The following is a 26,128-nucleotide window of genomic DNA, read 5'->3' as shown; positions in this document are numbered from 1 at the left end:
ATGCCGGGTACAAGAAAGCTTGGAAGAACGAGCGACCACAGAAAGGCTATGCTCAGAGCTATGGTTACTTATCTTCTGGAAAACGGTAAGATTGAAACAACTGTAACGAGAGCGAAGGAAGTCAGCGCTATGGCTGAAAAGATGATCACTCTCGGTAAGGCAGGCGACCTGCACTCTAAGCGTCAGGTTTTCTCCTATGTAACTAAGGAAGCTGTTGCTAAGAAGCTGTTTGACGAGATCGCACCTTCTTACGAGGGCAGACAGGGTGGTTACACCAAGATCGTTAAGATCGGACCCCGTCGCGGCGACGCAGCTGAAATGGCTATCATCTCGCTTGTTTGATAGAAATACAGTTATGTGATATAAGGGCACTTTTGTCGAAAGGCAGAAGTGCCTTTTTTGCCTTATGTGCGGAAGGGTATATTTTTTCGGGGGTGTTTTTGAAATCGCTGGCGCGATTTGGGGGCTTTGCCAAAAATCGCTTCGCTCTTTTGGCAAAATAAAATCGGCATTTCGCGCTTGTAGGTCAGGTGGAGCTTTGCTTTCTTGCGGAGCTCTTTCTCTCTGTTTTTTGGGAAATGCCGATTTTATATTTGTGGGTTACTGTGGCGCTCTTACGGGTCATAGCAACCTTTCGGGGCGGGGACTCTGTCCCCGCGCCCCTGCTGGGGGGACCCTTTGAAAAGGGTCTCCCCCAGACCCTCCCCTAAACTTTTTGATTCTCTGGCGCATCCGAGGGGTGTGCGGGGGTGGTTGCATAGAAACGCCCCGAGAACCGGGGCTCGGGGCGTTTTGGGTTTGGTTTATATTTACTGCTTCTGGGTGAGTACCAGTTTTTCCGCCGCTTCGGGGTCGAGCGGTCTGCCCCAGATATATCCCTGTATGAAATCACATCCGATACTCCGCAGCGTCTCCAGCTGTTCCATATCCTCCACACCTTCGGAAATTACCCCGAAATTCATGATGTGTCCGATCGAAATGATAGCCGCAACATACTGCTTCGCCGAGTCGCCCGTGTTCATCTTGTCGATGAACGACTTGTCGATCTTCAGCAGGTCGGCAGGGAAACTGTTCAGATAGCTCAGCGATGAATACCCCGTCCCGAAATCGTCGATGGCGATCTTGATGCCCATCGCCTTCAGGTCGTTGATACATTGGAGCGCCTTGTCCGCCGACTCGATCATGATGGACTCGGTGATCTCAATCTCCAGTTGCGATGCAGGCAGGCCGCACTCCTCGATGATGGCTTTGAGCTCCGCAAGAAAATCGGTCTTCATCAGGTGTCTGACCGAGATGTTCACGCTGAGGGTGATGTCCGCGCCTGTCTTTTTCAGTATTTCACTGAAAAATCTCGCGGAATTTTTCAGAACACAGATGTCCACCTTGTCGATCAGCCCGACCTTCTCCGCAACGGGAATGAACTCGCCCGGGCTTATCATACTGCCGTCGGTGTCCTTCATACGCGCCAGCGCCTCAAAACCGCGCAGTCTGTGCTCCATATCGAACTGAGGCTGCAAATTGAAGAACACCGTCTCGTTTTCGAGTGCGAGTCTCAGCTTACATTCAATGTCGAGGGTGCGTTCGGTGTTGTTCATGAGGTCGGGCGTGAACCTGCGGATGCGGTTGGTACTGCTGTTGGTGCGCTTGACCTCGTACATGGCGGCGTCGGCGCAGGTGAATAGCATATCCGTGTTGTCCGCGTCGGTCGGGAACTCGGTGTAGCCGAAGCTCGCGGTCATGTACAGCTCGCAATCGGTGATGCTCATGGGTCGGGCAAGCTCCTTCTCGTAGAACCTGATGGAGTCCAGCAGCTGATCCTCGGAGCTGTAGTCACGGATCACAAGCGAGAACTCGTCGCCGCCCTGTCTCGTCACGAAGTCGTGAGTCCCCGTACTTCCCGAGTCGGCAGCCGTCCTGAGCCGTCGGGCGATCTCCCTGAGAACGTCGTTGCCCATTTCGTGCCCGAAGGTATCGTTGATGCTCTTGAAGTTGTTGAAGTCGATGGACACCAGCGCGAACTTTCCGCCGCGTTTCACCAGATCATTCACAAGCTCGGTGCAGGCGAAGCGGTTCGGGAGCCGCGTGAGGGTGTCGGTGACCGCCTGATTTCGCAGTCGTTCCTGGTATTTATTGATCCTGACGTTGTTTCGGTACAGGAGCGTCATGACGACGATGGTCATGAGATTCAGGAAAACGCCCGGGATTGTGCTCGGCGAGTGGTTCACGAAGATGTTGTTCAGCTGCATCGGAAATTGCAGCAGGAGCAGTCCCAGCGAGGTGAAGTACCCGACCTTGCCGTAAAGCACCACGATGCAGAATATGCACATATGCGACACCGATGAGAACACGCCTGTCAGCGTTGACATCGGCACTTTCATGTCCGCGAACCCGAACGCCGCGTCCGACCTGGAAACTATCGTCAGAAGCCTGATGGCAAGGAAAAACAACAGCAGAAGCAGAGCGAAGAAATACGTTGGCGCATTCCCGTTGGACGACAGCCGACTCAGGGTCTTGTCTATATTTTTCTCTTTATTTTTATCTTTTCTCAAACTTCTCCCCCCTAAAAGCAAAAAGGGTATCAGCCGCACAGCGATATGCAGGCGACTTTTATTATATTATACAATATTTAAGAAAATATTTCAAGGGGTATAGACAAAATTATTTAAAAGTCTTGTAAATATATGCTGTTAAAATATGCCATATTTGTTAATGCTGCCGTTTAGTTATGCACCCAGCCCTGTTCAGCCCGGAATTCATCGAGCAGGCTCCTGACCTTATCCATGATGAGGGGCTTGATGAACCAGTCGCTGCCGTAGCCGATAGCTATGCTGATCTTGCTGTCGCTGTTTTTGAACTGATCTATCTTGTCGTCCACCATGCTCTCGGCTTTTTCGAGCAGCATATCGTAGACCTTTTCCTGAGCGTAGGTCTTGACTAGGTCGTAAGCCAGCGCTTTGAGCTGCTGCATCGTCTCGGAAGTCACGAACTCCATCAGCCTGTCGAACCTGCCCTTTTCCTCCTGCACGGCGGCATTTTCGGCGGTCTCCTTGAAGGTAACGGATGTAGTACACCACCTCGGTATGGTTGCCCTCGCCGTAGAAGAGGGTATCGTCCACCTTATGGAAAACGGTGTCCTCCTCGCAGAGCATATAGAAGTCGCCGAAGTCGTAATTTGATGAGTTGAACGGCGGAGCGGCTGGGTGGGTCTTCGCCGCGGAAGTGGTCGTCTGAGTCGTGGTCGAAGCGGTGGAGGTAGTGGTCGTCGTAGTCGTTGCCGAGGTCGTGACAGCAGGTTCGGTCTCGTCGGGCGACTCGGCGGCAGTCGTCACGGAAGTCTTTTTCTCGTCGGAATCTTAGGTCGAGCTCTCAGCGCTTTTTCCGCAGGAGACTGCCGAAAGTGTCATTACGAGAGCAAGGCAGGCAGCGGCGATTTTCTTTTTCATGATGATCCTCCATATAGAAAAAAGTATGATATACTATTTTATCAGGAATATCCGACGAAATTCGAGATATCATGTGTCTGAATGTTTGATTTCTTAAAACATTGACATTTCGTAACAAAAAACAGCGGAGACTTTTTCACGGTCTCCGCTGTTTCTCAGCTTACGGCTGAGTCATCGTGCAGAACTTAGTGTCTGCCGCCCTGCTTGTAGGAGTCGATCATCTTCTTGACCATCTGACCGCCGACCGAGCCTGCCTCTCTTGAGGTAAGGTCGCCGTTGTAGCCCTGCTTGAGGTCTACACCGACCTCGCTTGCTGCCTCCATCTTGAATCTCTCAAGAGTCTGTCTGCCTTCGGGAGTAGTTACACCTTTCATTTCGTTCGTCCTTTCTGTTTCGTTTCGGGCTTGCACTAATATTATATGCCGCTCGCTGTCTTTTATTTATGCCAATTATTTCTGATTTTTTTCTCATGAGTGCGGGTTTTGCTTGGGGGAGACCCTTTTGAAAAAGGGTCTTCCCCCAAACCCCCTCACTAAAACTTTTTATGCTTTTTGGCTTTTGGGTGTTTCTACCCGACTTTGTGCAGGTCGGGTAGAGTGGCGCTCTTCTCTTCAATTGTGCGCTCTTTGCCAAAAAGACGTTCATGAAGAGCGTTACGCACCATTTGAGCGTAATCCTCAGAATACATCTTTTGAAATGTCAAGGGACTATCTTCCCGACCACATCCACCGAACAACATATCAAAAGTCTTTGGAAAGGGGTCCGCCTTAGCTTCGCACGGCAAGGGGAGAACCTTTCTTCTAGCCGTGCGAAGCTAAGGCGAGTTTCCCCCAGCTAAACCCGCACACAAAAAAAGCGGCGCTGACGCGCCGCGGGGTTCATATCATGAAGACGCCGATGGTCAGCTTTACTGCGAAGAGCAGCATCATAATGATGAAAGCTGTGCCGTTCATCAGCTGATTGGCGATGTTGATGTCTGAGCTCTGAGGTTCTTTGAGCTGTTCGCCGATGGTGTAGGTGCGGAGGAACTGTTCGTTGTAGACCTCCTCGGGGATCATGGAGATACCGAGCACGCCTGCGAGTACTGCGCGGCAGCCGCCGAAGCAGGTGCGCAGGCACTTGCCCGAATCGCTTTTGAGTATCTTCTCGGCGGATCTTGTGTTAAGTTTAAGGAACAGCGCGTCCACCAGCATGATTATCGAAGCGAGCTTACCGGGCAGGAAGCAGAGAGCGTTCTGAGCTTTTTTGAGCGGCTCGGCGAAGTTCTTTTCGGGGTCGGACTCGGTGGGGCAGAGGTTCGCGGCGGTGTCGATCATGCGGAACAGCAGACCTGCGGGGCCGCCCAGCAGGAACATATACAGCAGCGGTGCAGCCGCCGAATCAACAGTCCTGTCAGCGATGCCCTGGATAGTGGCTTTTATCAGCTCGTCGTCCTCAAGGTCGGCGCAGTTGATGCCACTGATAACGGAAGCGCAGCGCTCGGTCTTAGCGTAGTTGCCCGACCTCACGCTTCGGGCGGCAGCCGCGGAGAGCTTCTGCACGCCTTTCAGATCCATGACGCTCCAGCAGATGACACCGTCGAGGATAATCGCCAGCACGGGGATGAAGGTGTACAGCAACACGAGAATGAGCAGCAAAGGCAGAAGTGCGATGAGGATGATGAGTGTGAGGTACACGGTGCCTGCGGTGTGCTGACCTTCGTCGCTGTCCTCGTACTTGCCCGAGATGGAAGGCGCGAGCTTGTCGCAGAGGATGGCGGTGAGCCTTGAAGCACTGATAACGCGCGGTGTTCCGACCACCACGCTCAGAATATATCCTGCCGTCATAGCGGCGAGAGTGCTTATCAACATATTTTATTTGCTCCTTCATATAACAGAGTATATAGATTACTCTTTATTATAACATACCAACGCCTAAAAATCAACCCCTCGCCGCGAAAAAATTGAGGGAAAAATGTGGGGATTTTAACTGGTGGAAACCTTTCCAAAGACTTTTAATATTGGGAAAAATGGATCGGGTTTCTTCATTTTGTTTCTCGCCGATTTGATGAAGATATGATTCAGGGCGGAAGATGTTCTCCTCCGCCCTGTAAAAATGATTGACTTTTGATGATCGTTAAAGACCTGCTAAGGTGAGTCATTAGCGTCCCACACCAACTGCCGCCCTCGAGCCGCACAAACTATCAAGTCTGTACAACTGAAATTGAGAGGGCTTTGGCGCAGGGCTTACTTACTGCCAGTCTACTACGTCGAGCCATCTCATGAGGAGGTCTTTCTGCTCCTCGATGCCCTTGTCGAGCTGGGCGGCTGCCACGATGGGGAGCCACTGCTGAACGTAGTGCATGGATGTGCCTGTGGCGGTGCAGTACTTGTCCAGATACTTGTCGGCGAGTGCGGGTCTCTTCAGCGAGAGCAGCAGGTAGGTCTTTGCCGCGTCAGCCGAAGCGTTGCCCTGACGAGCACTGCCCCAGTTGAGTACGAAGGTGCCTTCGTCGTTGAGGATGACACAGTCGGGGTCGAAGTTGTTGTGGCAGAGCTTGATGTGCTTGGGCATCGAGTCGAGACGGGTGAGGAGCTCGTACTTCTTGATCTCGTCGATCTGACCCAGCGACTTGATCTGTCTTGCCAGCTTGTCCTTGAGTTTCGAGAGGAGCGGCATATACTGATCGTGGATCTCGCACTGGATGTCAACCAGCTTGTCGATGTACATATCGGCTCTGTCGGGATCCTCGTCGATAAGCTGACCGAGGGTCTTGCCCTCTATCCAGTCCATCGAGATAGCCCACTTGCCGTCGATGAGCGAAACCTCGTGCAGCACGGGTATTTTCAGGTCGGAGAACTTCAGCGAAGTCTCACATCTTGCGTGGGTGAGGGCAGCGTACAGGCACTTCTCCTTGTACTTCTCGTCCTTGTAGACTTTTACAGCCATGCCGTCGGATTCGTATACGTCGTAGATATCTCCGCTAGCGATAAAGTTTTTCAGTTCCATAAAAATTTGCTCCTTTTTTATATGTATTTCCGATAAAGAGGGCAGATGTCTTGTGCAGAATGCACATCTGCGGTCTGTACTTATCTGATGTCTATATTATACTACACTTTTTCCGATTTGTCCAGTACTATTTGTGCAAAATGATATATTTTACATAACGTTAACACATAAGATATATTATATTCATATAAAAACCCGTAGAATCCCGACTTACGAAAGTTTGTACTGTTGAATTTTTGTGGATATTGACGTATACATTTTGTTCACTATTGATAAAAATGTCTTAATCATTTGTGTAGGCTGTATATAAAACCAGCAAAAAACCGCATAAAAAACTATACTTTGACAGATTGACAAAAAAATAACAATCTGCTATAATAGAATCATGGGGAACAGAAAAAAGCCCCGGACAACCAAGCCGAAAGTTTACTTTAAACGCAGCCGACAGTTATGATATCAAATGTAAGTCGGCAGAGAAAGGAATGGTCCGATTATGGCTATGGCTAAGGAAATCAAGCTCGTTGACAGTGTTGAGGCTCTCGAAGCAAAGCTCGCTGAGATAAGAGCCGCTCAGAAGATCTTCTCGACTTACTCTCAGGAGCAGGTTGACAAGATATTCAAGGCTGCCGCACTTGCTGCTAACAAGGCAAGAATACCGCTTGCAAAGATGGCTGTCGAAGAGACAGGCATGGGCATCGTAGAGGATAAGGTCATCAAGAACAACTACGCTGCCGAGCATATCTACAATAAGTACAGAAACACACAGACCTGCGGAGTGTTCGAGGAGAACGAGTCCTACGGTACAAAGCGCATCTATGAGCCTATCGGACTTGTGGCTGCTGTAATACCGACCACCAACCCGACCTCCACATCTATATTCAAGTGCCTTGTCTGCTTAAAGACAAGAAACGGCATCATTATCAGCCCGCACCCCCGTGCTAAGAACAGCACTATCGAGGCTGCACGCATCGTGCTCGAAGCTGCTGTTGAGGCAGGCGCACCTAAGGGCATCATCGGCTGGATCGACGTTCCTTCCCTCGACCTCACCAAGAAGGTAATGGAAGAGGCTGACATCATCCTCGCTACAGGCGGCCCCGGAATGGTGAAGTCCGCTTACTCGTCGGGTACTCCCGCTATCGGCGTGGGCGCAGGCAACGCTTCGGCTATCATCGACAAGAGCGCCGACATCAAGACTGCCGTTAACTCCATCATCCATTCCAAGACTTTCGACAATGGTATGATCTGCGCTACCGAGCAGACCGTTATCGTTGACAAGACCATCTACAACGATGTCAAGAAGGAATTCAAGGCACGCGGCTGCTACTTCCTCAAGGAAGACGAGGCTGACATGGTAAGAAACACCATGCTCATCAACGGCGCACTCAACGCTAAGATCGTTGGTCAGCGCCCCTGCAAGATCGCTGAGATGTGCGGTTTCTCCGTTCCCGAAGAGACCAAGGTGCTCATCGGTGAGGCTACCTCTACCGACCGCTCCGAAGCCTTCGGCCACGAGAAGCTCACCACCATCCTCGGTATGTACAAGGCTAAGGATTTCGACGACGCTCTCGACAAGGCTGACACACTGCTGACCAACAACGGCGGTCTCGGCCACACCAGCGTCCTCTGGATCGACACCAAGACCGAAAAGGAAAAGTACGCCAAGTTCTGCGAGAGAATGCGCACCTGCCGTCTTATCGTGAACACTCCGTCCTCGCTGGGCGGTATCGGCGACCTCTATAACTTCGACTTCGCACCTTCGCTGACCCTCGGCTGCGGCTCGTGGGGCGGCAACTCGGTATCCGAGAACGTAGGCGTGAAGCACCTGCTCAACATCAAGACAGTAGCAGAGAGGAGAGAGAATATGCTGTGGTTCAGAGCACCCGAAAAGGTGTACTTCAAGAGAGGCTGTCTGCCTGTTGCGCTTGACGAGCTCAAGACCGTTATGGGCAAGAAGAAGGCATTCATCGTTACCGACCAGTTCCTCGGCAAGAACGGCTACACCAAGCCTATCACCGACAAGCTCACCGAGCTGGGCATCGCTTACAGCACATTCTTCGATGTTGCTCCCGACCCGACTCTCGGCTGCGCACTTGAGGGCGTAAAGGCTATCCGCGCATTCGAGCCTGATGTCATCATCGCACTTGGCGGCGGCTCGGCTATGGACGCTGCGAAGATCATGTGGGTACTCTACGAGCATCCCGAAGCTGACTTCATGGACATGGCTATGCGCTTCATCGACATCCGCAAGAGAGTTTACACCTTCCCGAAGATGGGCGAAAAGGCTTACTTCATCTGCGTTCCGACTTCCTCGGGTACAGGTTCGGAAGTTACACCTTTCGCAGTTATTACCGACGAAAAGACAGGTCACAAGTACCCACTCGCAGACTACCAGCTCCTGCCTAACATGGCTATCATCGACACCGACCTTATGATGAGCGCACCTAAGGGACTGACAGCCGCATCGGGTCTGGACTGCATGGTACACGACCTTGAAGCATACGCATCCGTAATGGCTACCGACTTCACCGACGGCATCGCTATCCGCTCGCTCCAGATGACCTTCGACAACCTCAGAGAGTGTGTTGACAACGGTCAGACCGCTGTAAAGGCAAGAGAGAAGATGGCTCACGCTGCTACGATGGCAGGTATGGCGTTCGCAAACGCATTCCTCGGCATCGGACACTCGATGGCTCACAAGCTGGGCGCATATCACCACCTGCCGCACGGCATCTGCTGCGCACTCGTTATCGAGAACGTCATGAAGTTCAACGCTAACCCCGTTCCTACCAAGATGGGCACATTCTCGCAGTACGAGTATCCGCACACCCTGGAAAGATATGCCGAGATCGCAAGAGCGCTCGGAGTTGAGGGCAAGGATGACAAGGCTCTGTTCGACGGCCTGCTGAAGAAGATCGCTAAGCTGAAGGAAGACGTAGGCTGCAAGAGAACTATTGCAGAGTACGGCATCAGCGAAGAGGACTTCCTTGCGACTCTCGACCAGATGAGCGAGGACGCATTTGACGATCAGTGCACCGGTGCGAACCCGAGATACCCGCTCATTTCGGAGCTGAAGGAGATATACAAGGCTTGCTACTACGGCACCGAGTATAACGGTTAATCAGAATTCATCAAAAAACTTCCAAATAAAAAGAGAAGAAACGCTGTCCGTGTTTGTGCGCGGACGGCGTTTCTTCTTTGTTTCGCCGTTAAAATACAGTGTTAGTATCTCATCATCCTGTTCTTCGCCCATGATGGTGACGGTCACACAGTCATTTTCCCAGCTGACATCCCAATTGTACTCGTTCATATATTTTCCGTCATTGGAAAGATCGAAATCGGTACGGCTGATCTCTTTGCCGTTTTCCAAAAGAGTGATACTGCCGTTCTGAGAACCAAAAAACACAGGCTCACTTTCTGCACTCAGTATCACCGCATAACTGCCCTGTTCCACCCTGTCTATCTCACGCGGCAGATCATCTGACCGGGCGGTTGACCAAAGATATATCATCACAATAACAACCATGATCCATTTGACAGCAGCTGCCAATACGGGGAACAAAAGAAGGCATATCATCACTCTGCTGAAAAAGCGGTCGGCTTTGTTTGGGGTATAGGTCTGCTTTCCCTGCTCATCCATACTTCGTAAACTCCACAGCCCCCGTCTTTTCGTCAACGATGACCGCCGCGCTGTGGGGGTGGTTCATGTCGCGGTTGTCGGACAGGATGTATACTACCGCTTCGTCCGAGAAATACTTCTCGAAACTCGGGTCGCAGAACAGGTTCGTGTTCTTTGGGACGAGGCTCACATATTCTTTCGCGTGCTGTGCGGCATTCTCCCTGCCGTCGCGCAGAACACTGCTGCTGTAGTATCTGCTCTCGTCCGTTAACGCAAGCAGCGGAAATTCACTCTCCGCCTGCGCCGAAAAACGCTCGGCGACCAACTGCACATACTCTTTGTCGGCAGTGAAACTCACCGTGATGTGTCCTGTGCCCTGCATAAAACCCGGCAGATAACTCATGCAGTACGCGCCGTGATGCTCGCGGACTTCCTCGGGCGCGGGGAAATAATCTGGGTAGTTCGTGTTGCGGTACATATCCATGTAGGTTTTCTGGAAGGGGAGCTGCCACGCCCGCCCCGAATCCATCACCATCGGCGGAGTCGATAGCCCCATCGCCGACACCACCGCCGCAATGAACACCCGCCCGATGAGGTTCTTCGGGTTGCTGACGACATTTCGGCGGCGGCGGTTGACCGCCCATCCGAGCCATACGCCGCCCACAAGCAGCATGAAACCGAACTTCGCGGCGTTGGTCAGCAATAACCCCGCGCCGCCGAACACCACCAGTACGCCCGAAACGATGATGTCGGTCATTCTTCTTCGCCCTCCCTGCGGAATTCGAGGATGTCGCCGGGCTGACAGTTGAGCACTTCGCATATCTTCTCAAGGGTCGAGAAACGGACGGCTTTCGCCTTGCCCGTTTTCAGCACCGACAGGTTCGCAGGCGTGATGCCGATCTTCTCCGAAAGGTCGTTGGAGGAGATCTTGCGCTTCGCCATCATAACGTCAAGGTTCACAATGATAGGCATGAGTTCTCCCCCTTTCAGATGGTAAAGTCGTTTTCCGACTTGATCTCGACCGCCTGTTCAAAGACGTTTTTGAGCACCCTCATGATGAGCCCGAGCATGACCGCCGCGAAGGCAGGCAGCGCGAAGAGGTATCTCCACAGCCCCATCATGGCGAAGGCACAGCCTGCGAGCATACACGCCCAGGAGATGCTTCGGAGACAGCTTGTGTTCTGGACGATGAATATCTCGCCGCGGTCGATGTTGCGGAGGAGAATGTGGAGCGACACCAGCGCCCACACAGCGAAGCCTTCGCAGATGTAGAGGGTGATGATGGTAGGCACGACGATAGAGCCGCCGATGAGTCCCATGCCCTGTGAGGCTTCGTCGTACCATTGAGCGAAGAACGGCACGAAGAAGGTCAGCATGAAGATGAGGACCGAGAAAGTCGTCACGAGTATGCGCGACAGTTTAAGCGAGCGAGTAGGATTCCACATAAAAAAACTCCTTTAATATCATCAAATGAAGCGGTCAATACCGTCGGTGAAGGTCTCTATGCTTTGATTATACCACATCCAAACCTGTTTGTCAACACTTTTTTATCGAAAAACAATATATTTATTCTGGAAAATAAAAAGAACAGCACCGCTCCCCCTCGGAACGGTGCCGTTCTTTGTTTTGCTGTCTCTATATAAATATATCGCGAAATATATTTATCGTGGATTGACCGCGGGGAAACGGGCGGAATTTTCGTCCGCCGTTTCCGTTGATGCGGTATGACTGCGGCGCGGTGCAGGCGCACCGTTTACGATAGACACTCCATTTTTGCCGCAGAGATCTCTGATGTTTTTGTAGTTTTGTTGTCTGTTGTTCTCCTGGAACATTAACATTATACCATTGTGAAGGGGGAAAGTCAACAAAATGTATCCCCGTCAAAAGTTACGGGAACCTTTGACGGGGTGATGAGGTATGATGAACCGATGCGAACAATGTCCCCGTACACGCCGGAGAGCGTCAGCGATTCGAGTGAAACCCAAAAGTCAGTCGCAATACAGAAAAAAGGCGGGAAGCAAGCCCCCGCCCCACAGGATCACATCCTGAACGGTGTGTCGCCGTCTGCCATGTACAGCAGGGCGTTGCAGACCGCGGCGGCGACGTTGCTGCCGCCTTTCCTGCCGCGTGCCACTATGCAGGGGATGCCCGACTCTATCAGCATCTCCTTCGACTGTACGACGTTCACAAAACCGACGGGCATCCCGATCACCAGCTCGGGGCGGAAAACGCCTTCTCTTATCAGCTCCGAAAGCCGTACCAGAGCGGTCGGGGCGTTGCCGACTGCGTAGATAAGCTTTCTGTTCAGCCGCGCCGCTTTGTCTACCGATGCCGCCGCTCTCGTGCAGCTCAGCCGCTTCGCGTCGGCGGCGATGTCCTCGTCAGCCATGAAACACTCGCACTCGCAGCCGTGACGGCTCAGCGCTCCTTTGTTGATGCCCGAACGCGCCATGTTCGTGTCGGTCACGAACAGCACACCTTCCGAGATCGCACTCAGCGCTGCCGACACCGCACCATCCGAAAAGTACAGGTTGTCCGCATAGTCAAAGTCCGCTGTCGTGTGGATGGCTCGCATTATGATGGGACGCTGCTCGTCGGGGAACACCCTGCCGCCCAGCTCGCCTGCGATTATCTCAAAACTGCGCCGCTCAATGTCGGTCGGCAGTACGTATTCAAGCTCTGTCATACGCCGCTCCTCGCTATCCTGTAAATTTCATCCATGTCCAGCGCCGACCGCACTTCGTCGGCAAGCAGGTCGAGCTGGGTGCTGCGGTACTCGCGGCGACCGATGACGGGCTGCTCAAATCTCAGCCCCTTCGCCGCAAACAGCGCCCTCAGCAGCCGCCCGCAGACCTCGGCAGTGTCGAACACCCCGTGGACATAGCACCCTGCCGCGTTCCCGCTGAAACTGCCGCCGATGTCCGTCAGCGGCGAACCTTCCGACTCCGTGCGCCCCATGTGTATCTCGTAGCCCTCGAATCCCGCGCCCGACAGACAGGAGAAAAATCCTTCGACAGCCCCGAAACTGCCGCTGACACGCTGCTGACGCTTCTCTCCGCCGAATACCGTCCGACAGGGCAGCAGCCCCATGCCGCGGATGCTTCCGCCGCCTTCACAGCCTTCGGGGTCGGAGATCGACTCACCCATTATCTGGAAGCCGCCGCAGATGCCGAACACGGGCACCCCCGCCGCCAGCGAACTCTTCACCGCCGCTTCAAGACCGCTCTCACGCAGCCATTTCATGTCCGCGATGGTGCTCTTCGTACCCGGGATGATGATGAGGTCGGGCTGCCCCAGCTCGGCAGGTCTGCCAACGTAGCGCACCGACACCCCCTCGTACTGGGTGAAAACGTCGAAGTCGGTGAAGTTCGACAGCTTCGGCAGACGGATGACCGCGATGTCCACAAGGCCGCTCGTCGGGCGGCTGACCAGCTTCTCCGAAAGGCTGTCCTCGTCCTCAAGGGCACAGCGGATGAACGGCACGACCCCGAGAACGGGCTTGCCGCCTTTCTCTTCAAGTATCTTCACGCCGTCGGAGAACAGGCTGCGGTCGCCGCGGAAACGGTTGACTATCATGCCCTTGACCAGCGTGCGCTCGTCCTCGTCCAGCAGCATCAACGTGCCGATGAGCTGCGCGAAAACGCCGCCGGGGTCGATGTTCCCCACCAGCAGGACGGGGGACTTCACGAGCTTTGCAAGCCCCATGTTCACGATGTCGTCGCGCTTGAGGTTGAGCTCGACGGGACTGCCTGCGCCCTCGATCACGATGATGTCGTTCTGCGCCGCGAGGGTGTTGTAGGCGGTCATGATATCGGGGATGAGGTAGCGCTTGCTTCGGAAGTAGTCGCGGGCGGACATATCGCCGCGAACGCGGCCGTTGACGATGACCTGCGAGCCGACATCGGTAGTAGGTTTGAGCAGGACGGGGTTCATGAGGGCGGAAGGTTCGAGGCCTGCGGCTTCAGCCTGAAGAGCCTGCGCACGACCTATCTCGCAGCCGTCGGGCGTGACGAAGGAATTGAGCGCCATGTTCTGGGATTTGAACGGCGCGACGCGGAGACCATCCTGACGGAAGATCCTGCAAAGGGCGGTCGCGAGCAGACTTTTGCCGGCCCCCGACATAGTCCCCTGAACCATAATTGACATAGACATAATAAAGTCACCACCATGTAGGAAATAAGAAGACGCTGAGCAGATACAACTGAAAAGCAAGTATCACCACAAACATTTCCGAGCGCGAAATGAAGAACCAAAACAAACGAGGGTCGTATCAGTGGGTCCAGCGCCACCGCGCTGGTCAGAGTCCAGAGGCGGAAGCCTTTGGCGAGGTTTGGAGCAGAGCTCCAATTTTCGCCGAAGGCGAAACAAAAGCCCCCCCACCAAAAGAGAAACCGCACCAACACCATAAAATCGGCAAATCTCGAGCCATCATCCCCAAAGGCTCAACATGAAAAACCATCGCAACCTACCAAGAACAACAAGATTTGCCGATATTATTTTCACGAGAGAGCGCCAGCGATTCGAGTGAAACCCCCAGTCGGTCGCCAGACCGACCCAAACACTCAAATCACCCCCAAAAAAAACCACCATAAATCAATTATACCACAAATCCCCGAATATTCCAACAATCACACCAATGTCAAAACCACCAAAAAGCACCCGCACCGATTGTAAAAGTTCGCCAAACAAAAAACTAACAGACCCTAACAAAAAAGAGACCCAGGGAGAGGTCTCTTTCTGCTTTTTCTTTATTCTTTCCTTTTTGAAAGACGTTATTCGCTAATTTCGCTGTCAGCGGCGTCAACTGCGAGCGCAGGAGTTGCGGTCTCGCACCACTGCTTTTCGTGCTCTTCGATCTCGGCTTCGGTGTAGGAGCCGTCGTCTTCGAGCAGATATACCTTGCTGTTCTCCTTGTCCATAGCAACGGTGGCTATCTTTGTGTATATCTTCTTCTTGTATGTATAGTAATCGAACATATAGCAGTCCTTCTCGCCGCCCTCAGTGGGAACGAGAACGTCGCCGATGTAGCCGTACATCAGCTTGCCCTTTGCGTCGGGGAAGATGTCTTTCAGCTCGACTGTCAGCCTGTCGAAATCGTCGAGTGCTTCGTCGGGGAGCTTTAAGAAATTGCCCTCGGGACGCGACTCCTCAGCCTCGGAAACGGTCTCGCTGACATTCTTGACTTTCTTGGTCTCCTTGGTCTCGGTCTTGCCGCAGCCTGCCATCAGAAAACTTGCCGCGAGGATAACTGCCATAACACCTTTGAATCTCATTATCCAAACCCCTCATCTTTCTCCGTCCGATACGGTTTCTGTTTCTCTTGTTTTTAACCTTGCTAACACAGTATATCACTTTTGAAAGTGCGTGTAAATAGAAGTAAAAATTAGTTTACAAAAAAAATCCGATTGCAACAAAAAAGCCACAATCGGACAAGTTATTTTGTGATGTTTAACAAATCGGCAGTTACCATTTTGTAAGATATCGCTAATAAAAGTGGCAGAATCCTACTTAATGACCTTCCCGAGCAGCTCCGCACTGTGTATCTTGATGTGCTCAAGCATATGCGCGATGTTGCCTTCTCCTGCGTAGTGCTTCATGTCGGCGAAGTTGCGCCTCAGGTCTGTCCAGATGAGCTTGTTCTCATCGCCGTGGGGCTTGAACGGCTTGTTCAGCCTGCCTACGTACACCTCTACGTAACAGTCGTCCATCGGATAGCAGAAGTCCATCAGATGCCTGAGCGTTATGTCGTCCGACGTGATGGCGGTCTCCTCCTCAAGCTCACGGTATGCCGCCGAAAGATGCTCCTCGTCGTCCTCGATCTTGCCGCCCACGAGGTTCAGCAGACCCTTATACGGATCCTTCTCGCGCAGGCACATGAGCCACTTGTCGGCGTCCTGATCGAACACGGCGATACAATTGTAACCTTGCATTTTTTCATACTCCTTCAATTTCAATAAAAGATATTATAGCACATCCGACCTGCCGAATGTTTAACGATTTATGACTGTATGTCGGAATTTGCGAAAAAAATATTTAACGTGCAGGTTGACAAGCGCGTTTTTTTGTGGTAAAATATATTCATCACGCAGATATAGTATAGCGGTTATTATTTCAGTTTCCCAAACTGAGGATGCGGGTTCGACTCCCGTTATCTGCTCTTTTGTATGCTTCAAGGCACTCCTGTCACGAAAATGACAAGAGTGCCTTTTTGTGTCTGTCAGTGGATAAGTTTCTTTGCTTTGTTGACTATACATCGGTCGTTGTCGTAGGCGAGCAGGTCGGCGGCGCGGTTTATCTCGACCCATTTGACGTCGGATATCTCGTTCTCCTGAGGTTTCAGCTCACCGCTCTTCGCCTTTGCGATGAAGTACACCACAACTTTCTGGGTGTCTTTTTTGGGGCTGTATGTAACAAGCTCCCTGAAGGTGGGGTCTATCATCACGTCGATGCCTGTTTCTTCCTTTATCTCGCGCATAGCAGTCTCGACCTCGGTCTCGCCGTCCTCAACGTGACCTTTCGGGAACGACCAGTGACCGCTGTTGATGTGCTTGATAAGGAGTATCTCGGTATTGCCGTGATACTTCCGATAAACTATCCCACCGCATGATTTCTCGTGCAGCATCTGTCATACTACCTTTCATTAGGATTCATTGAATACTATTATAGCATATTTTTTTTCATTTGTCCATAGATAATATAAAAATATTTGTTTTTTTGTGCAAATAAGCAATAATTTGTCATAAATCCCCCAAATCCCCGAAATATTCGCACCCGAAACCGCCCCGTAAAAAAAATCCCGCAGACCGAAAAAAGTCTGCGGGACAGATGTTTATCATCAGTTTTGCTTTGTGAAATAAGTTCCGTAAGCGTAGCCGTACTGACCGTTGTATTCAACGTAGTACCAGCCGTAGTTAGAGGAGCCGTAGACCTGGATCTCGGCGCCGTAGGGCAGGGTCGCGAGGTTCTCGCTCTGAGAATCGGGGGTAGGATGCAGGTACACGGGGTCGTTGACCATGTAGGTGCCTGCTATCGAAGTGTCAAGATCCGCGGGGAGCTCGACAGTCTTTTTCTCTTCCTCTTCTTTTTTAGCGGTAGTCTTTTTCTTGGCTTTTTTTGTGGTGACCACTTCTTCGTTAAGGTCTTCGGGCGCTTCGATGGCGAGGTATTCGGTCTCGGTCAGATGACCTGTCTTGATGTTCTTCGCCAGCTCTTCGCCGCTGACAAACAGGCTCTTCGCAAAAAGCATCACGATAATGATGACGATGAGCAGTGTCAGGAAAACTGCGATGATACCCTTTATGGTGGTGCTGTAGTCCGCTGACTGTTCGGGAACAGGTGCAGGCATAGGCGCAGGCCTCTGCTGCGGATGCGGCTGTGATGACGACGGTCTGCGCTGAACAGATCTCTGCTGCTGCGGACCGCTGCTTCTCGGGCGTGTGCGCTCATCCGAAGGTCTGCGGTTCTTGTTTGTATTGCTGCCGGCAGGTCTGCCGTTTCTTCTCTCTCTCGGATCGTAACCCTGTGGCATGATCCAGCCTCCTTTTCAAAAAATGCTTTACCCTACTATTATACACCAATCCCCGCAAAATGTCAAGAGGAAAATTCTTGCGTGGTGTACGGGGAGTTTCTTCCGGAACCCCTTCCAAAGACTTTTGATATTTTTTGAGAGAGTTTGGGAGATAGTCTTTTTCGGTAAGGTTTCCCTCAGTAAAAACCACCGCCGACACTTTGCGAAGCGTCGGCGGTGATCCATCTTGATATATTTTCCGAATCTCGTATTTCTTATTTTGAAAGGTCGTGGTGGAGATTTTCGGTGGCGTCAGTGCTGTAGCCGCCGCAGTTGTAGAAGAGCTCACGGATAGCGAGAGCGCATCCCGAGAGGAAGTGGTGTTTATCCTCAACGAACGAGAGGGAAACAGCGTTAGCGACGCGTTCGCCGCCTATCCTCATGACGGTCTCCTTGAGTTTCTCGTAGGAGACCTCATTGGAGAACGGGAACTTATGCAGAACTATCTTCTGCGGGTTGGTGGAGAAGTAGAGGTTGTTTATCAGCACAGCCATCATCAGCAGGAAGCTGTCAACGATCTTCACCACAGCGGGGTCGCGTTTCGAGTAAGCGGTGAGCACCATTTCCATCGTGATATTTTCGGGCAGACCCTTAGCCGCCTGATAGAGGAACGGAGTCTGATCCTTCGAGAACACCCTTACTATCCTGCGCTTGATAGCGGTCGTAGTGAGCTCATTCTCGACACAGCCGCGTCTTCCGCAGTCGCAGATGCGTTCGGAAGTCGGGTTGATTATCATTTTATTCACGAAGTCTGTACGGTTATCGTAGGATCTGATAGGCTCGTTCAGGTTGGTGAACACGAAGTTAAGGCTGCGTCCGTACTGTAAAAATGCGATATTTATGCTTGAAGGGTCGCGGTCTTTAAGGAAGTCGATATTCGCCATAGCGGTACCCTTGACGGAGTTATCGAACACCATCGGCAGGGAAGTATAGCTGCTCATGAAGTGTTCGAGCTGAGAGAAGTCAGCCTGACCGTGTTCGATAGTCACGTCCATTTTCTGGAACATGGTGGGGTAGATAGCGAAACCGATACCGAGGAGCGAGGACTGATCGAGGCAGTTATCGCTGAGGACGTCGTTCATCGATTTGATGAAGAAGTTGTAGATAGTCTTTCTGTCGGTAGCGTCGGTTATCTTGAGGTTACGCTTATCGAGAACGTCACCCGAGAGGGTAGAAAGACCGATGCTGACGAGTTCCTCTTCGACGGTCATGCCAAGTGCGAACTTATAGTGGTGATTGATATCGATAAGTATCTTTTTTCTTCCTCTGGGAGCCTTTTCGCTGATATGCTTATACTCACCAATTTCGGAAATGATACCCTGATCTATCATCTCATTGGTGATGATAGTAACGGCTGCCCTTGTAAGTTCGAGAGCCGAGGCGATATCTATTCGTGAAGTCGGACCCCTCTGCTTCAGTATCTTGAGCACCTGCATTCTGTTGCGGCGTTTGAGGTCGAGCTTGCTTATTCCGTGCTGTTCCACTTAGTTGTCCTCCATGAGAAATTTTCAAACCGACACAGCAGGGGACTTTCCTGCGGTATCATTTTAAAAAGTTGTAATATATTTAATTATATCAGTTAAATATGAACAAGTTGTAAATAATCATCAAACTTATAACTTTTGTGACAAATTCTATATAATGTCCATGTCACAGCGCGATTTACTGTGCCATTTGCCGTTGCTTATTTCCTTGCTTTTACGCGTCAGAACGAGGTTTTGTGCGTTTTTTTGTGGGGCTTGCGGATGTGGTGCGCTTACGGGGCGTTTGAGTTGGCTGCTCATTTTTTGTGGTTTGCTGTGTGGGGGGTTACGCTTTCCTTATTACCAGCGTGACCTTGAATTCTCCGTCGGCTGTCTCTGCGAATGCGTCGCCGTCCATAAGCGTCATCAGCTTACGGCAGATATACAGTCCGAGTCCGCTTCCTTCAGCCGTCCCCGCGTTGCTTCCCCGCTTGAAACTCTCGAAAACGTGCGGCAGTTCCTCCGCAGGAAGCGTACAGCCCGTATTCGCCACGGTCAGCAGTCGGCAGTCCTCCTCGTCCGCAAATGTGAAGGTGATGCGCCGTCCGTCGCCGTACTTGATGGCGTTGTCCACGAGGTTTTGCAGGCACTCCGCCAGTCGGTCGGGGTCGCAGGAGAGCAGGCAGTTCGTGTGGTCGCTGATGACCAGCTCCGTCCCCAGCGGTTCCAGTCTCGACATGAACGGCATCCTGACTTTGTTCAGCAGGTCGTCAATAAACACTTCGGACATATGCACCTCGAATTTGATGAGGTCTTCGTTGGCGGCGTCGCGTATCTGACCCATCAGCCCCTCGATCTCGGAGGCGCGTTTGCTGATGAGGCGTGCAGTCTCGCGCTGTTTTTCGGGGTCGGGGTAGAGCCCCCTGGCGAGGGCTTCGGCGCTGAGCTTTATCGCCGAAAGGGGAGTTTTGATGTCGTGCGAGAGGGACAGCAGGAGCAGGCGTTTGTCGCGCTGAGCCTCAAGTTCGTGGCGGCGGCTGACTTCGAGGTGGTCGCGGAGCATCTCCACGCCCCATGTGAACTTTCCGAACCATCTGTTCTTATGCTCGGGCAGGGTCATGAAGAGGTTTCCCTTTGCGAGTTCCGAGGGCAGTTCGGTGAATTGTCCGAAGGGTTTGAGTACCGCCTTGCGGATGTAGACCAGCACGGTGAGCACGCAGATGAAACTCACTGTCATGACGATATTGACGGCTAAAAGAGTCTCGTTTTTCTGTTCGGGGATGCGGTATTCCACGCGCCATAGTCTGCCGTCGGCCTCGACGATGAGGTAGTGGCTGTCGGTGTGGTAGAGGTCGCCGTCATCAGGGAAAACGCCTGTGATACGGGTATATTTCGACAGGTCGGCGGAGCCCGTCCTGCTTATCTCGGCGGCGGCGTGTTTAGCCTCGACGCGGTAGAGTCCCTCGGCGGTCTCGCGGCGTGCGAGCAGTGTGATATTCAGCACGGCGGTGAGGGCGATCATGATGATGACGACCGCCGCCGTCAGTCTTGTGAACGCCTTCATACGAACTTATACCCGACCCCCCAGACGGTTAGCAGGCGCTGAGGTTTTCTTGGGTCGGCCTCCAGCCGTGAGCGAAGTCTGCTTATATGAACGTTAAGCGTCTGAGGTTCAGAAAGACTGTCACTTCCCCAGACGGCATTGAGCAGATATTCCTTTTTGAGCACCTTGCCCTTGTTCTCGATGAACAGCAGGAGCAGGTCGAATTCCTTGGCGGTCAGTTCGGTCTTCTGCCCCTTGATGACGGCGGTCTTGTCGGCGCGGTTGAGGGTTATATCGTCATCGGTGATAGTATCCTGAGAGTAGCGTCTGCGGAAGATCCCGCGTATTTTCGCGAGCATGATGTCGATATCGTAAGGCTTTTCGATATAGTCATCCGCGCCGAGTTCAAGACCGCTGAGCTTATCCTCTTTTGAAGTTCTGGCGCTGACGATAAGGATAGGCGTATCGGCGGTATCGCGTATTTTCGAGCAGACCTCGAACCCTGTTATATCGGGCAGGTTCACGTCAAGCACGACGAGTTTTGCGCCGTACCGCTGATAAAGTTCAACGCCGCGCCTGCCGCAGTCGGCTGCCGAGACGGTATAATTCTCGGCTCTGAGGAAGTCAGTCAGCAGTGCCGCCATATCCTTATCGTCCTCGATGATGAGTATATCCATAACTGTACCTCGCAATATTATTGGGTTTCGGTTTTTGGGGGGAGAGATCGTTTTTGGTCGGTCTTTCACTCGAATCGCTTGCGCTCTTCCGCGAAAAATAAAATCGGCAGATCGTGTGTTCTCGTTCTGTCGGCGCGGACCCCTCTTTCCGCGCCTTTCGGGACGTTCGCTTTCGGCTGCCGATTTTATCTTTGTTTTGGGGACGGTGTCCCTCTTTTGCCTTGCGGCAATGCGAGAGTTTCGCTCTCGCGCTCTTGACCAAAGGCTCCCGCCTCAGGACCCACTTGAACGCTGCTCGTTTGTGCGGGTCTTTCATTTTGAGCTCGGAAGTTTTATTTGTGCTGACGGCTTCTCTCTTGTTTCTTTTTCTTTCTTTTGGTTTTTACCAGCCTTGTTCCATCAGCCAGTTATTCAGAGTGCGTTCGCGGGTGCGGAGTTCGCTCTCGGTGCCGTCATATTTGCCAAGCTTTATCTCGGCATGGATGCTGCCGTCCATGATATACAGAACTCTGCTGCACTTCGCGGCAACCTTCGCATCGTGTGTCACACACATAACCGCTGTGCCTTCACGGTTTATCTCAAGCAGCTCGTTGAACACCTCATCCGAAGTGCTGCGGTTCAGCGCACCCGTCGGCTCGTCTGCGAAGATGACCTTCGGATGGTTCATCAGACTGCGGCAGATGCACGCTCTCTGTAACTGTCCGCCCGACGCTTCGTTGATGTCGTTCTCGGCGATGTCGTCGATACCCATGCGCTTCATGAGGTCACGGCCTCTGCGCTCGGTCTCCTTGCGGCTCTCCTTGTTTTTCTTCGAGCGGACGGAGGGCAGGATAACATTGTCCAGCACGCTCAGGTTCTTCATCATGTACATCTGCTGGAAGATGAAGCCCATCTCATCGAGCCTTACTTCCGCGAGCTTCTTGTCGTTCAGCTTCGAGATGTCCTTGCCGTCGAAGCTGACCTCGCCCGAAGTCGGTCTGTCCATTCCCGATACGCAGTACAGCAGTGTGCTCTTGCCCGAGCCCGAAGGTCCCATTACCGAAACCATCTCGCCCTCGTTAATTGTCAGGTCGATATTCTTCAGAACGTTGTTCTGTCTTTTGTTTACTACATAAGTCTTGCAGAGACCCTTTACGTCAAGTACCTTTTCCATGATTATACTCCTTTACGATGTGTTTGTCAACTGTTGTTCTTGTTTGTGTTTTTGTGGTTTTGTGTCTGACTGCTTTTTTGTCGGTCTTGCGGCCGACTTGGTCTTTCACTCGAATCGCTTGCGCTCTATCGCGAAAAATAAAATCGGCAGATCTTGTGTTCTTGCTGTTGCGGATGGGGATCATCATTCCGTGCCTTTCGGGGCGGTTGATCTTGGCTGCCGATTTTATTTTGATTGGGCTGTTCGTTGGTGCGATCACGTCTGCTTTGCGTGTGGTTCTTGTTTTGTTTCGCCTTCGGCGAAAACTGGAGCTCTGCTCCAAACCTCGCCAAAGGCTTCCGCCTCTGGACTCTGACCAGCGCGGTGGCGTCGGACCCACTTGAACGCTGTTCGTTTGTGCGGGTTCTTCATTTTGAGCACGGACGGTGGTTGTGCTTTTATTCGATGCTTGCTGCGTCGTTGGCGGTTATTGTGCGTGTGAAGAGGGAGGTGCAGAAGGCGCCGAGTGTTGTTACTGCTATCAGTATCATCGGGTTGATGAGGAAGATGTCAGCCGCATTGAATGAACTGGGCACATTTCTGACCTTTCCGACCATCGAAAGTATCGGGGTCAGTACACAGCCCGTGAGCGGGATGCTCGCTACAGATGCTATCACGCATACTATAACACTGATGAGCACGAATCTGAGCGTGTGCTGTGCGATTATCGAACCGTTCTGGGTGCCGAGCGCCTTCATCAGGGCGATGTCGCACTTCTCTTTCGCGATGAAGCTCCTCTCGATGAGTATCGTCAGCATCAGCACGATGATGATCGTTACGATGACGAGAAGGTACTTGACCGCATCCAGCGTGTTGCCGATGCCCAGCGTGTAGGTCGCAAAATCTCTGCCGTTGAATACCTGATCGGTGTTGTATATATCTTTGATCTTTTCGATGTTTTCGTCTATCTGAGCCTGTGTCAGGTCGCCGTCGAAGTAGATGTTGACGCCGAAGCCTCCAATTACTTCCTGCGGACTTATCTTTGTGCCGTTGTAGAGGATGCCGAGAAGTCCCGAGTTGTTCACGGTGGAGAACGCCGCCGTTACCATGCACTCGCGCTCGCCGTTGAGGGTCGTTACCTTGACGTGGTCGCCTATCTTTGCGTTCAGCTCTTCGAGCATACCCCATGAAAGAGCTATCTCGTCGTCCGCCCGGGGAGCACAGCCTTCATCGTATTTGAATGCGTCCATATCCTCACGGGGATTGTAGATGAATCTTCCTGCCAGAGCCTTGCCGTCGTGCTCGGTCTTGAGCATTACCATATAGTTGAAGGTGCATTTTGCGGGCATACCGTTCTCTTTGAGCTTTTCGGATATCGAATCCGCGAAGAGCTCGCCGCCGTGTTCCACCTTGTCGTACTGCGTGGCTTCATCGCTCTCGAAACTGCAGAAGTAAGCGTCGGCTATGGGCGATCCCACGATGCTGAGTATCTCGGCGTTTTTCATGGATGCGATGAGGTTCGAGACCAGCATTACCAGCAGCATACACAGGGTGAGTATCGCCGCCACCATGCCGAACTGTTTCGGCGAGCTGAAAATGTCATTGACGGCAAGGAAGCCTGTTGCCGAAAGTCTGCTCCTGCCGAGGTGCATCACGCTTCTTCTGCCGAAACGTTCGCCTGTCTGACCGTTTCTCACCGCGTCTATGGGCGAGAGCTTCTTTATCTTCGATGTGCATCCGAAGCAGAACAGCATGATGATGACCACGATGCCTGCCGAGCAGATGATACCTGCGAGAATGCTGTGGGTGTTGCCGAGACACATTACCTCGGAAACGCTTCTGAGCATCATTTTCGCAAAGGGCAGCGACAGGAAGAATCCGATGGCAGAGCCGATGATCGAGAGCGCCAGATACTTCACAAGGTAGAGGCTCCTGATGCTGAAATTGCTGATGCCGAGAGCCTTCATGACGCCTATCTCGCGGAACTCCTCGGTGATGGTGAAGCCGATGGTGAAGCGGAGTATCGCAAGGGAGATGCCCATAAGACCAAGGCTTGCCGCCAGCAGGATGTAGGCTACAACCATGTTCAGCACGAAGCACACCTTGACGAGGCTTGTGGAGAAGCTCATGCAGTTTATTCCCGAGATGCTTTCGAGGAGCTTTTCGTCGTCGGTAGTCTTTACGAAGCCTACGTAGCAGTGGTAATCTGTTTCCTGTGCGTCAGCAAAGAGGTAAGTGAAATCGCTGTCATTGACGATGATGCGGGGCATCGCGGTAAGTTCGGAACCGAAAACGATATCTTTCAGTGCGCCCGCGTATTCAAGTTCTACGGTCCTGTCTTTGATCCTGAATGAGACCGTATCTCCGACTTTGAGATCGGTATCTCTGTAGAAGTGGATATTTCCGTAAAATTTACCCTTTTCAACAGTTTCTATCCTATTATTGTTGATGTCGAAGTAATTGAGAACGGCGTTGTCGATGGAGAGCACATTGATCGTGTTGGGAATCTCCTTGATTTTTTTGCCGTCCTTAGTGACATCGCTCCAGGACTGGATGCAGCCGAAGTCTTCGATATCGTAATACTGAACGTAATCCTTACCTGCCAGGGTATCGACAAGATTGGATTTTTCGGAGTACATTATTATCATACGGTCGTAGCTGGGGATGCCTGATCTTTCGGAGAAGTAATCAAGTCCCTTAGTGACTGCCATAATGTTATTAGCGCTTGATGCAGTGAACATAGATGCGAGAATAACGAACAGCAGAAGAATGATGTTCATAGTACGTTTGCGCTTCAGATCTCTGCGCAGAATTTGTAAAAACATATCATGCACCTCTCAAAAGTAGTGTTATTGTTTTCCGTGATTACATGATAACATAAAAAGTATTAAATAAACTTTAAATATTTGCAGGAGCAAAAAAAGCCGAGTCCCGCACCAAAAAAACACACAAACAAAAAAATCATCCGAGGTGATGACCTCGGACGACGTTCTTGTTCTACAGTTTTATTTTTCATCTGTTCCGCTTTATGGGTTTTATGGGTTCTGTTCGTTGGGAATAGTAGAGGGTCAGGGCAAATACGAAAATGCCGATGTTCAGGCAGACAGCCCCGATCGTGTTCTCATGCACGGCTCCGAATATCAGCAGCGCCGCAGAGGGGATGGAAGCAGCCGCTGCCGAGAGGACTGCACACAAGTCAGCCGCTTTTTCGGATACCGTTATGTCAGGTTTAGTGTGCCTTTTCATGAAAAGGTACACGAGCCTGTTCGCACACAGTGCGAGACCCGCGGAAGCCGCGAGTATCACCGCACCGCAGATGCGCTCTTTGTCAGTCGGCGATGTGAACATCCGACCGAAGATGCAGCAGCTTGCTGCACACGCCGCAGGCAGCAGCAGTATACCTATGATACTGTTTACCGCAAGGCTGAGCGACAGCGGCACATACTCAAAATGACGTTTCATATACTGTCGCCCCTTTCTTTTGTTCTTTCTTTTCTGAGGGAGTTGTTTTTCTTTTGTTCTGTCTCTATGGTTATATTATACACTATCTAAAACGTTTGCGCAAGATGTCATTTGTCACTTTCGGAGTGACATTTGTCACTTTTTATGCTTTCCGAATGCTTTTTTATGGCTGAATATTGCGGAAAATCAAACGTTATGGGCGGTTTTTGATGTTTTACGTGCTTTGGAGGTTGGGGG

General features: G+C 51.9%; 26 protein-coding genes and 1 tRNA gene. 5 read left to right on the top strand and 22 right to left on the bottom strand.

Going from position 1 to position 26,128, the window contains the following annotated elements; translation table 11 throughout:
• Nucleotides 1-342, top strand: coding sequence for a 50S ribosomal protein L17 (gene rplQ / locus BT142_RS00695; RefSeq protein ID WP_072416280.1), 342 nt, complete (start codon nucleotides 1-3; stop codon nucleotides 340-342).
• A 467-nt stretch (nucleotides 343-809) separates the two neighbouring features.
• Here the strand turns inward: rplQ and BT142_RS00690 are convergent, their stop codons facing one another.
• Nucleotides 810-2,549, bottom strand: a complete 1,740-nt coding sequence (locus BT142_RS00690) for a putative bifunctional diguanylate cyclase/phosphodiesterase (protein ID WP_072416279.1) — start codon at nucleotides 2,547-2,549, stop codon at nucleotides 810-812.
• A 170-nt stretch (nucleotides 2,550-2,719) separates the two neighbouring features.
• Nucleotides 2,720-3,025: a hypothetical protein gene (locus BT142_RS00685; RefSeq protein ID WP_072416278.1), complete on the bottom strand. Its 306-nt coding sequence runs from the start codon at nucleotides 3,023-3,025 to the stop codon at nucleotides 2,720-2,722.
• Between the two features lie 22 nt (nucleotides 3,026-3,047).
• Between BT142_RS00685 and BT142_RS19835 the strand changes: the two genes are divergently transcribed.
• Nucleotides 3,048-3,176, top strand: coding sequence for a hypothetical protein (locus BT142_RS19835; RefSeq protein WP_278277283.1), 129 nt, complete (start codon nucleotides 3,048-3,050; stop codon nucleotides 3,174-3,176).
• Between the two features lie 58 nt (nucleotides 3,177-3,234).
• Nucleotides 3,235-3,357: a hypothetical protein gene (locus tag BT142_RS19830; RefSeq protein ID WP_278277284.1), complete on the top strand. Its 123-nt coding sequence runs from the start codon at nucleotides 3,235-3,237 to the stop codon at nucleotides 3,355-3,357.
• 271 nt (nucleotides 3,358-3,628) lie between these two features.
• On the opposite strand, the gene BT142_RS00680 is transcribed toward BT142_RS19830, so the two are convergent.
• From BT142_RS00680 to BT142_RS00670, 3 genes are all read right to left on the bottom strand, one after another.
• On the bottom strand, nucleotides 3,629-3,817 hold the full coding sequence (locus BT142_RS00680; protein ID WP_072416277.1) for an alpha/beta-type small acid-soluble spore protein: 189 nt from the start codon (nucleotides 3,815-3,817) through the stop codon (nucleotides 3,629-3,631).
• Nucleotides 3,818-4,321: 504 nt separating this feature from the next.
• Entirely contained in the window at nucleotides 4,322-5,293 is a 972-nt protein-coding gene (locus BT142_RS00675; RefSeq protein WP_072416276.1) for a cobalamin biosynthesis protein, read from the bottom strand.
• Nucleotides 5,294-5,672: 379 nt separating this feature from the next.
• Nucleotides 5,673-6,431, bottom strand: coding sequence for a phosphotransferase family protein (locus BT142_RS00670; protein WP_072416275.1), 759 nt, complete (start codon nucleotides 6,429-6,431; stop codon nucleotides 5,673-5,675).
• A gap of 499 nt (nucleotides 6,432-6,930) precedes the next feature.
• Between BT142_RS00670 and adhE the strand changes: the two genes are divergently transcribed.
• Nucleotides 6,931-9,549: a bifunctional acetaldehyde-CoA/alcohol dehydrogenase gene (gene adhE / locus BT142_RS00665; protein WP_072416486.1), complete on the top strand. Its 2,619-nt coding sequence runs from the start codon at nucleotides 6,931-6,933 to the stop codon at nucleotides 9,547-9,549.
• On the opposite strand, the gene BT142_RS00660 is transcribed toward adhE, so the two are convergent.
• From BT142_RS00660 to BT142_RS00625, 9 genes are all read right to left on the bottom strand, one after another.
• Nucleotides 9,550-10,068, bottom strand: coding sequence for a hypothetical protein (locus BT142_RS00660; protein ID WP_072416274.1), 519 nt, complete (start codon nucleotides 10,066-10,068; stop codon nucleotides 9,550-9,552).
• Nucleotides 10,061-10,804 carry a hypothetical protein gene (locus BT142_RS00655; RefSeq protein WP_072416273.1) on the bottom strand — a complete coding sequence of 248 codons (744 nt, stop codon included), beginning with the start codon at nucleotides 10,802-10,804 and terminating at the stop codon, nucleotides 10,061-10,063. Before BT142_RS00655 ends, BT142_RS00660 begins: the two co-directional genes overlap by 8 nt.
• Nucleotides 10,801-11,019 carry a helix-turn-helix domain-containing protein gene (locus tag BT142_RS00650; RefSeq protein ID WP_072416272.1) on the bottom strand — a complete coding sequence of 73 codons (219 nt, stop codon included), beginning with the start codon at nucleotides 11,017-11,019 and terminating at the stop codon, nucleotides 10,801-10,803. The genes BT142_RS00655 and BT142_RS00650 overlap by 4 nt, the downstream gene beginning before the upstream one ends.
• Nucleotides 11,020-11,033: 14 nt before the next feature.
• Entirely contained in the window at nucleotides 11,034-11,492 is a 459-nt protein-coding gene (locus BT142_RS00645) for a DUF2975 domain-containing protein (RefSeq protein WP_072416271.1), read from the bottom strand.
• A 216-nt stretch (nucleotides 11,493-11,708) separates the two neighbouring features.
• Nucleotides 11,709-11,885 carry a hypothetical protein gene (locus tag BT142_RS19360; protein WP_207647517.1) on the bottom strand — a complete coding sequence of 59 codons (177 nt, stop codon included), beginning with the start codon at nucleotides 11,883-11,885 and terminating at the stop codon, nucleotides 11,709-11,711.
• A 200-nt stretch (nucleotides 11,886-12,085) separates the two neighbouring features.
• Nucleotides 12,086-12,733, bottom strand: a complete 648-nt coding sequence (locus tag BT142_RS00640) for a precorrin-8X methylmutase (protein WP_072416270.1) — start codon at nucleotides 12,731-12,733, stop codon at nucleotides 12,086-12,088.
• A complete protein-coding gene (locus tag BT142_RS00635) occupies nucleotides 12,730-14,199 on the bottom strand; it encodes a cobyric acid synthase (RefSeq protein WP_072416269.1) in 1,470 nt (489 codons plus the stop codon). Before BT142_RS00635 ends, BT142_RS00640 begins: the two co-directional genes overlap by 4 nt.
• 620 nt (nucleotides 14,200-14,819) lie before the next feature.
• Nucleotides 14,820-15,320, bottom strand: coding sequence for a hypothetical protein (locus BT142_RS00630; RefSeq protein ID WP_072416268.1), 501 nt, complete (start codon nucleotides 15,318-15,320; stop codon nucleotides 14,820-14,822).
• A 231-nt stretch (nucleotides 15,321-15,551) separates the two neighbouring features.
• The gene (locus BT142_RS00625; RefSeq protein WP_072416267.1) at nucleotides 15,552-15,977 is read right to left on the bottom strand and encodes an NUDIX hydrolase; all 426 of its coding nucleotides are present in this window, start codon (nucleotides 15,975-15,977) and stop codon (nucleotides 15,552-15,554) included.
• Between the two features lie 155 nt (nucleotides 15,978-16,132).
• Between BT142_RS00625 and BT142_RS00620 the strand changes: the two genes are divergently transcribed.
• Nucleotides 16,133-16,204 (top strand) — tRNA-Gly (locus tag BT142_RS00620).
• A 60-nt stretch (nucleotides 16,205-16,264) separates the two neighbouring features.
• On the opposite strand, the gene BT142_RS00615 is transcribed toward BT142_RS00620, so the two are convergent.
• The 8 genes from BT142_RS00615 to BT142_RS00575 all read right to left on the bottom strand — a co-directional run bounded on the left by BT142_RS00615 (nucleotide 16,265) and on the right by BT142_RS00575 (nucleotide 25,891).
• A complete protein-coding gene (locus BT142_RS00615) occupies nucleotides 16,265-16,669 on the bottom strand; it encodes a bis(5'-nucleosyl)-tetraphosphatase (RefSeq protein ID WP_072416266.1) in 405 nt (134 codons plus the stop codon).
• Nucleotides 16,670-16,882: 213 nt separating this feature from the next.
• The gene (locus BT142_RS00610; RefSeq protein WP_084659252.1) at nucleotides 16,883-17,575 is read right to left on the bottom strand and encodes an SH3 domain-containing protein; all 693 of its coding nucleotides are present in this window, start codon (nucleotides 17,573-17,575) and stop codon (nucleotides 16,883-16,885) included.
• A 254-nt stretch (nucleotides 17,576-17,829) separates the two neighbouring features.
• Nucleotides 17,830-19,098, bottom strand: coding sequence for an ROK family transcriptional regulator (locus tag BT142_RS00605; protein WP_072416265.1), 1,269 nt, complete (start codon nucleotides 19,096-19,098; stop codon nucleotides 17,830-17,832).
• 325 nt (nucleotides 19,099-19,423) lie between these two features.
• Nucleotides 19,424-20,641: a sensor histidine kinase gene (locus BT142_RS00600; protein WP_072416264.1), complete on the bottom strand. Its 1,218-nt coding sequence runs from the start codon at nucleotides 20,639-20,641 to the stop codon at nucleotides 19,424-19,426.
• Entirely contained in the window at nucleotides 20,638-21,297 is a 660-nt protein-coding gene (locus tag BT142_RS00595) for a response regulator transcription factor (protein ID WP_072416263.1), read from the bottom strand. The genes BT142_RS00600 and BT142_RS00595 overlap by 4 nt, the downstream gene beginning before the upstream one ends.
• 382 nt (nucleotides 21,298-21,679) lie before the next feature.
• A complete protein-coding gene (locus BT142_RS00590) occupies nucleotides 21,680-22,450 on the bottom strand; it encodes an ABC transporter ATP-binding protein (RefSeq protein ID WP_072416262.1) in 771 nt (256 codons plus the stop codon).
• Nucleotides 22,451-22,887: 437 nt separating this feature from the next.
• On the bottom strand, nucleotides 22,888-25,209 hold the full coding sequence (locus tag BT142_RS00580; protein ID WP_072416260.1) for an ABC transporter permease: 2,322 nt from the start codon (nucleotides 25,207-25,209) through the stop codon (nucleotides 22,888-22,890).
• A gap of 232 nt (nucleotides 25,210-25,441) precedes the next feature.
• On the bottom strand, nucleotides 25,442-25,891 hold the full coding sequence (locus BT142_RS00575) for a hypothetical protein (protein ID WP_072416259.1): 450 nt from the start codon (nucleotides 25,889-25,891) through the stop codon (nucleotides 25,442-25,444).
• Nucleotides 25,892-26,128 lie beyond the last annotated feature (237 nt).

The organism is Ruminococcus sp. YE71, assembly GCF_900119155.1.
Taxonomy (GTDB): Bacteria; Bacillota; Clostridia; order Oscillospirales; family Ruminococcaceae; genus YE71.
Note: the sequence above shows the minus strand (reverse complement) of the source record. Positions and strands in the feature narration are given on the sequence as shown.

Bases quoted from the DNA above. Each gene is read 5' to 3' on its own strand.
- BT142_RS00645 (WP_072416271.1), bottom strand. From the start codon at position 11,492: ATGTGGAATCCTACTCGCTCGCTTAAACTGTCGCGCATACTCGTGACG.
- BT142_RS00600 (WP_072416264.1), bottom strand. From the start codon at position 20,641: ATGAAGGCGTTCACAAGACTGACGGCGGCGGTCGTCATCATCATGATC.
- BT142_RS19360 (WP_207647517.1), bottom strand. From the start codon at position 11,885: ATGTTAATGTTCCAGGAGAACAACAGACAACAAAACTACAAAAACATC.
- BT142_RS00595 (WP_072416263.1), bottom strand. From the start codon at position 21,297: ATGGATATACTCATCATCGAGGACGATAAGGATATGGCGGCACTGCTG.
- BT142_RS00640 (WP_072416270.1), bottom strand. From the start codon at position 12,733: ATGACAGAGCTTGAATACGTACTGCCGACCGACATTGAGCGGCGCAGT.
- BT142_RS00670 (WP_072416275.1), bottom strand. From the start codon at position 6,431: ATGGAACTGAAAAACTTTATCGCTAGCGGAGATATCTACGACGTATAC.
- BT142_RS00610 (WP_084659252.1), bottom strand. From the start codon at position 17,575: ATGCCACAGGGTTACGATCCGAGAGAGAGAAGAAACGGCAGACCTGCC.
- BT142_RS00615 (WP_072416266.1), bottom strand. From the start codon at position 16,669: ATGCTGCACGAGAAATCATGCGGTGGGATAGTTTATCGGAAGTATCAC.
- adhE (WP_072416486.1), top strand. From the start codon at position 6,931: ATGGCTAAGGAAATCAAGCTCGTTGACAGTGTTGAGGCTCTCGAAGCA.
- BT142_RS00580 (WP_072416260.1), bottom strand. From the start codon at position 25,209: ATGAACATCATTCTTCTGCTGTTCGTTATTCTCGCATCTATGTTCACT.
- BT142_RS00625 (WP_072416267.1), bottom strand. From the start codon at position 15,977: ATGCAAGGTTACAATTGTATCGCCGTGTTCGATCAGGACGCCGACAAG.
- BT142_RS00660 (WP_072416274.1), bottom strand. From the start codon at position 10,068: ATGGATGAGCAGGGAAAGCAGACCTATACCCCAAACAAAGCCGACCGC.
- BT142_RS00575 (WP_072416259.1), bottom strand. From the start codon at position 25,891: ATGAAACGTCATTTTGAGTATGTGCCGCTGTCGCTCAGCCTTGCGGTA.
- rplQ (WP_072416280.1), top strand. From the start codon at position 1: ATGCCGGGTACAAGAAAGCTTGGAAGAACGAGCGACCACAGAAAGGCT.
- BT142_RS00680 (WP_072416277.1), bottom strand. From the start codon at position 3,817: ATGAAAGGTGTAACTACTCCCGAAGGCAGACAGACTCTTGAGAGATTC.
- BT142_RS00630 (WP_072416268.1), bottom strand. From the start codon at position 15,320: ATGAGATTCAAAGGTGTTATGGCAGTTATCCTCGCGGCAAGTTTTCTG.
- BT142_RS00655 (WP_072416273.1), bottom strand. From the start codon at position 10,804: ATGACCGACATCATCGTTTCGGGCGTACTGGTGGTGTTCGGCGGCGCG.
- BT142_RS00675 (WP_072416276.1), bottom strand. From the start codon at position 5,293: ATGTTGATAAGCACTCTCGCCGCTATGACGGCAGGATATATTCTGAGC.
- BT142_RS00650 (WP_072416272.1), bottom strand. From the start codon at position 11,019: ATGCCTATCATTGTGAACCTTGACGTTATGATGGCGAAGCGCAAGATC.
- BT142_RS00635 (WP_072416269.1), bottom strand. From the start codon at position 14,199: ATGTCTATGTCAATTATGGTTCAGGGGACTATGTCGGGGGCCGGCAAA.
- BT142_RS00590 (WP_072416262.1), bottom strand. From the start codon at position 22,450: ATGGAAAAGGTACTTGACGTAAAGGGTCTCTGCAAGACTTATGTAGTA.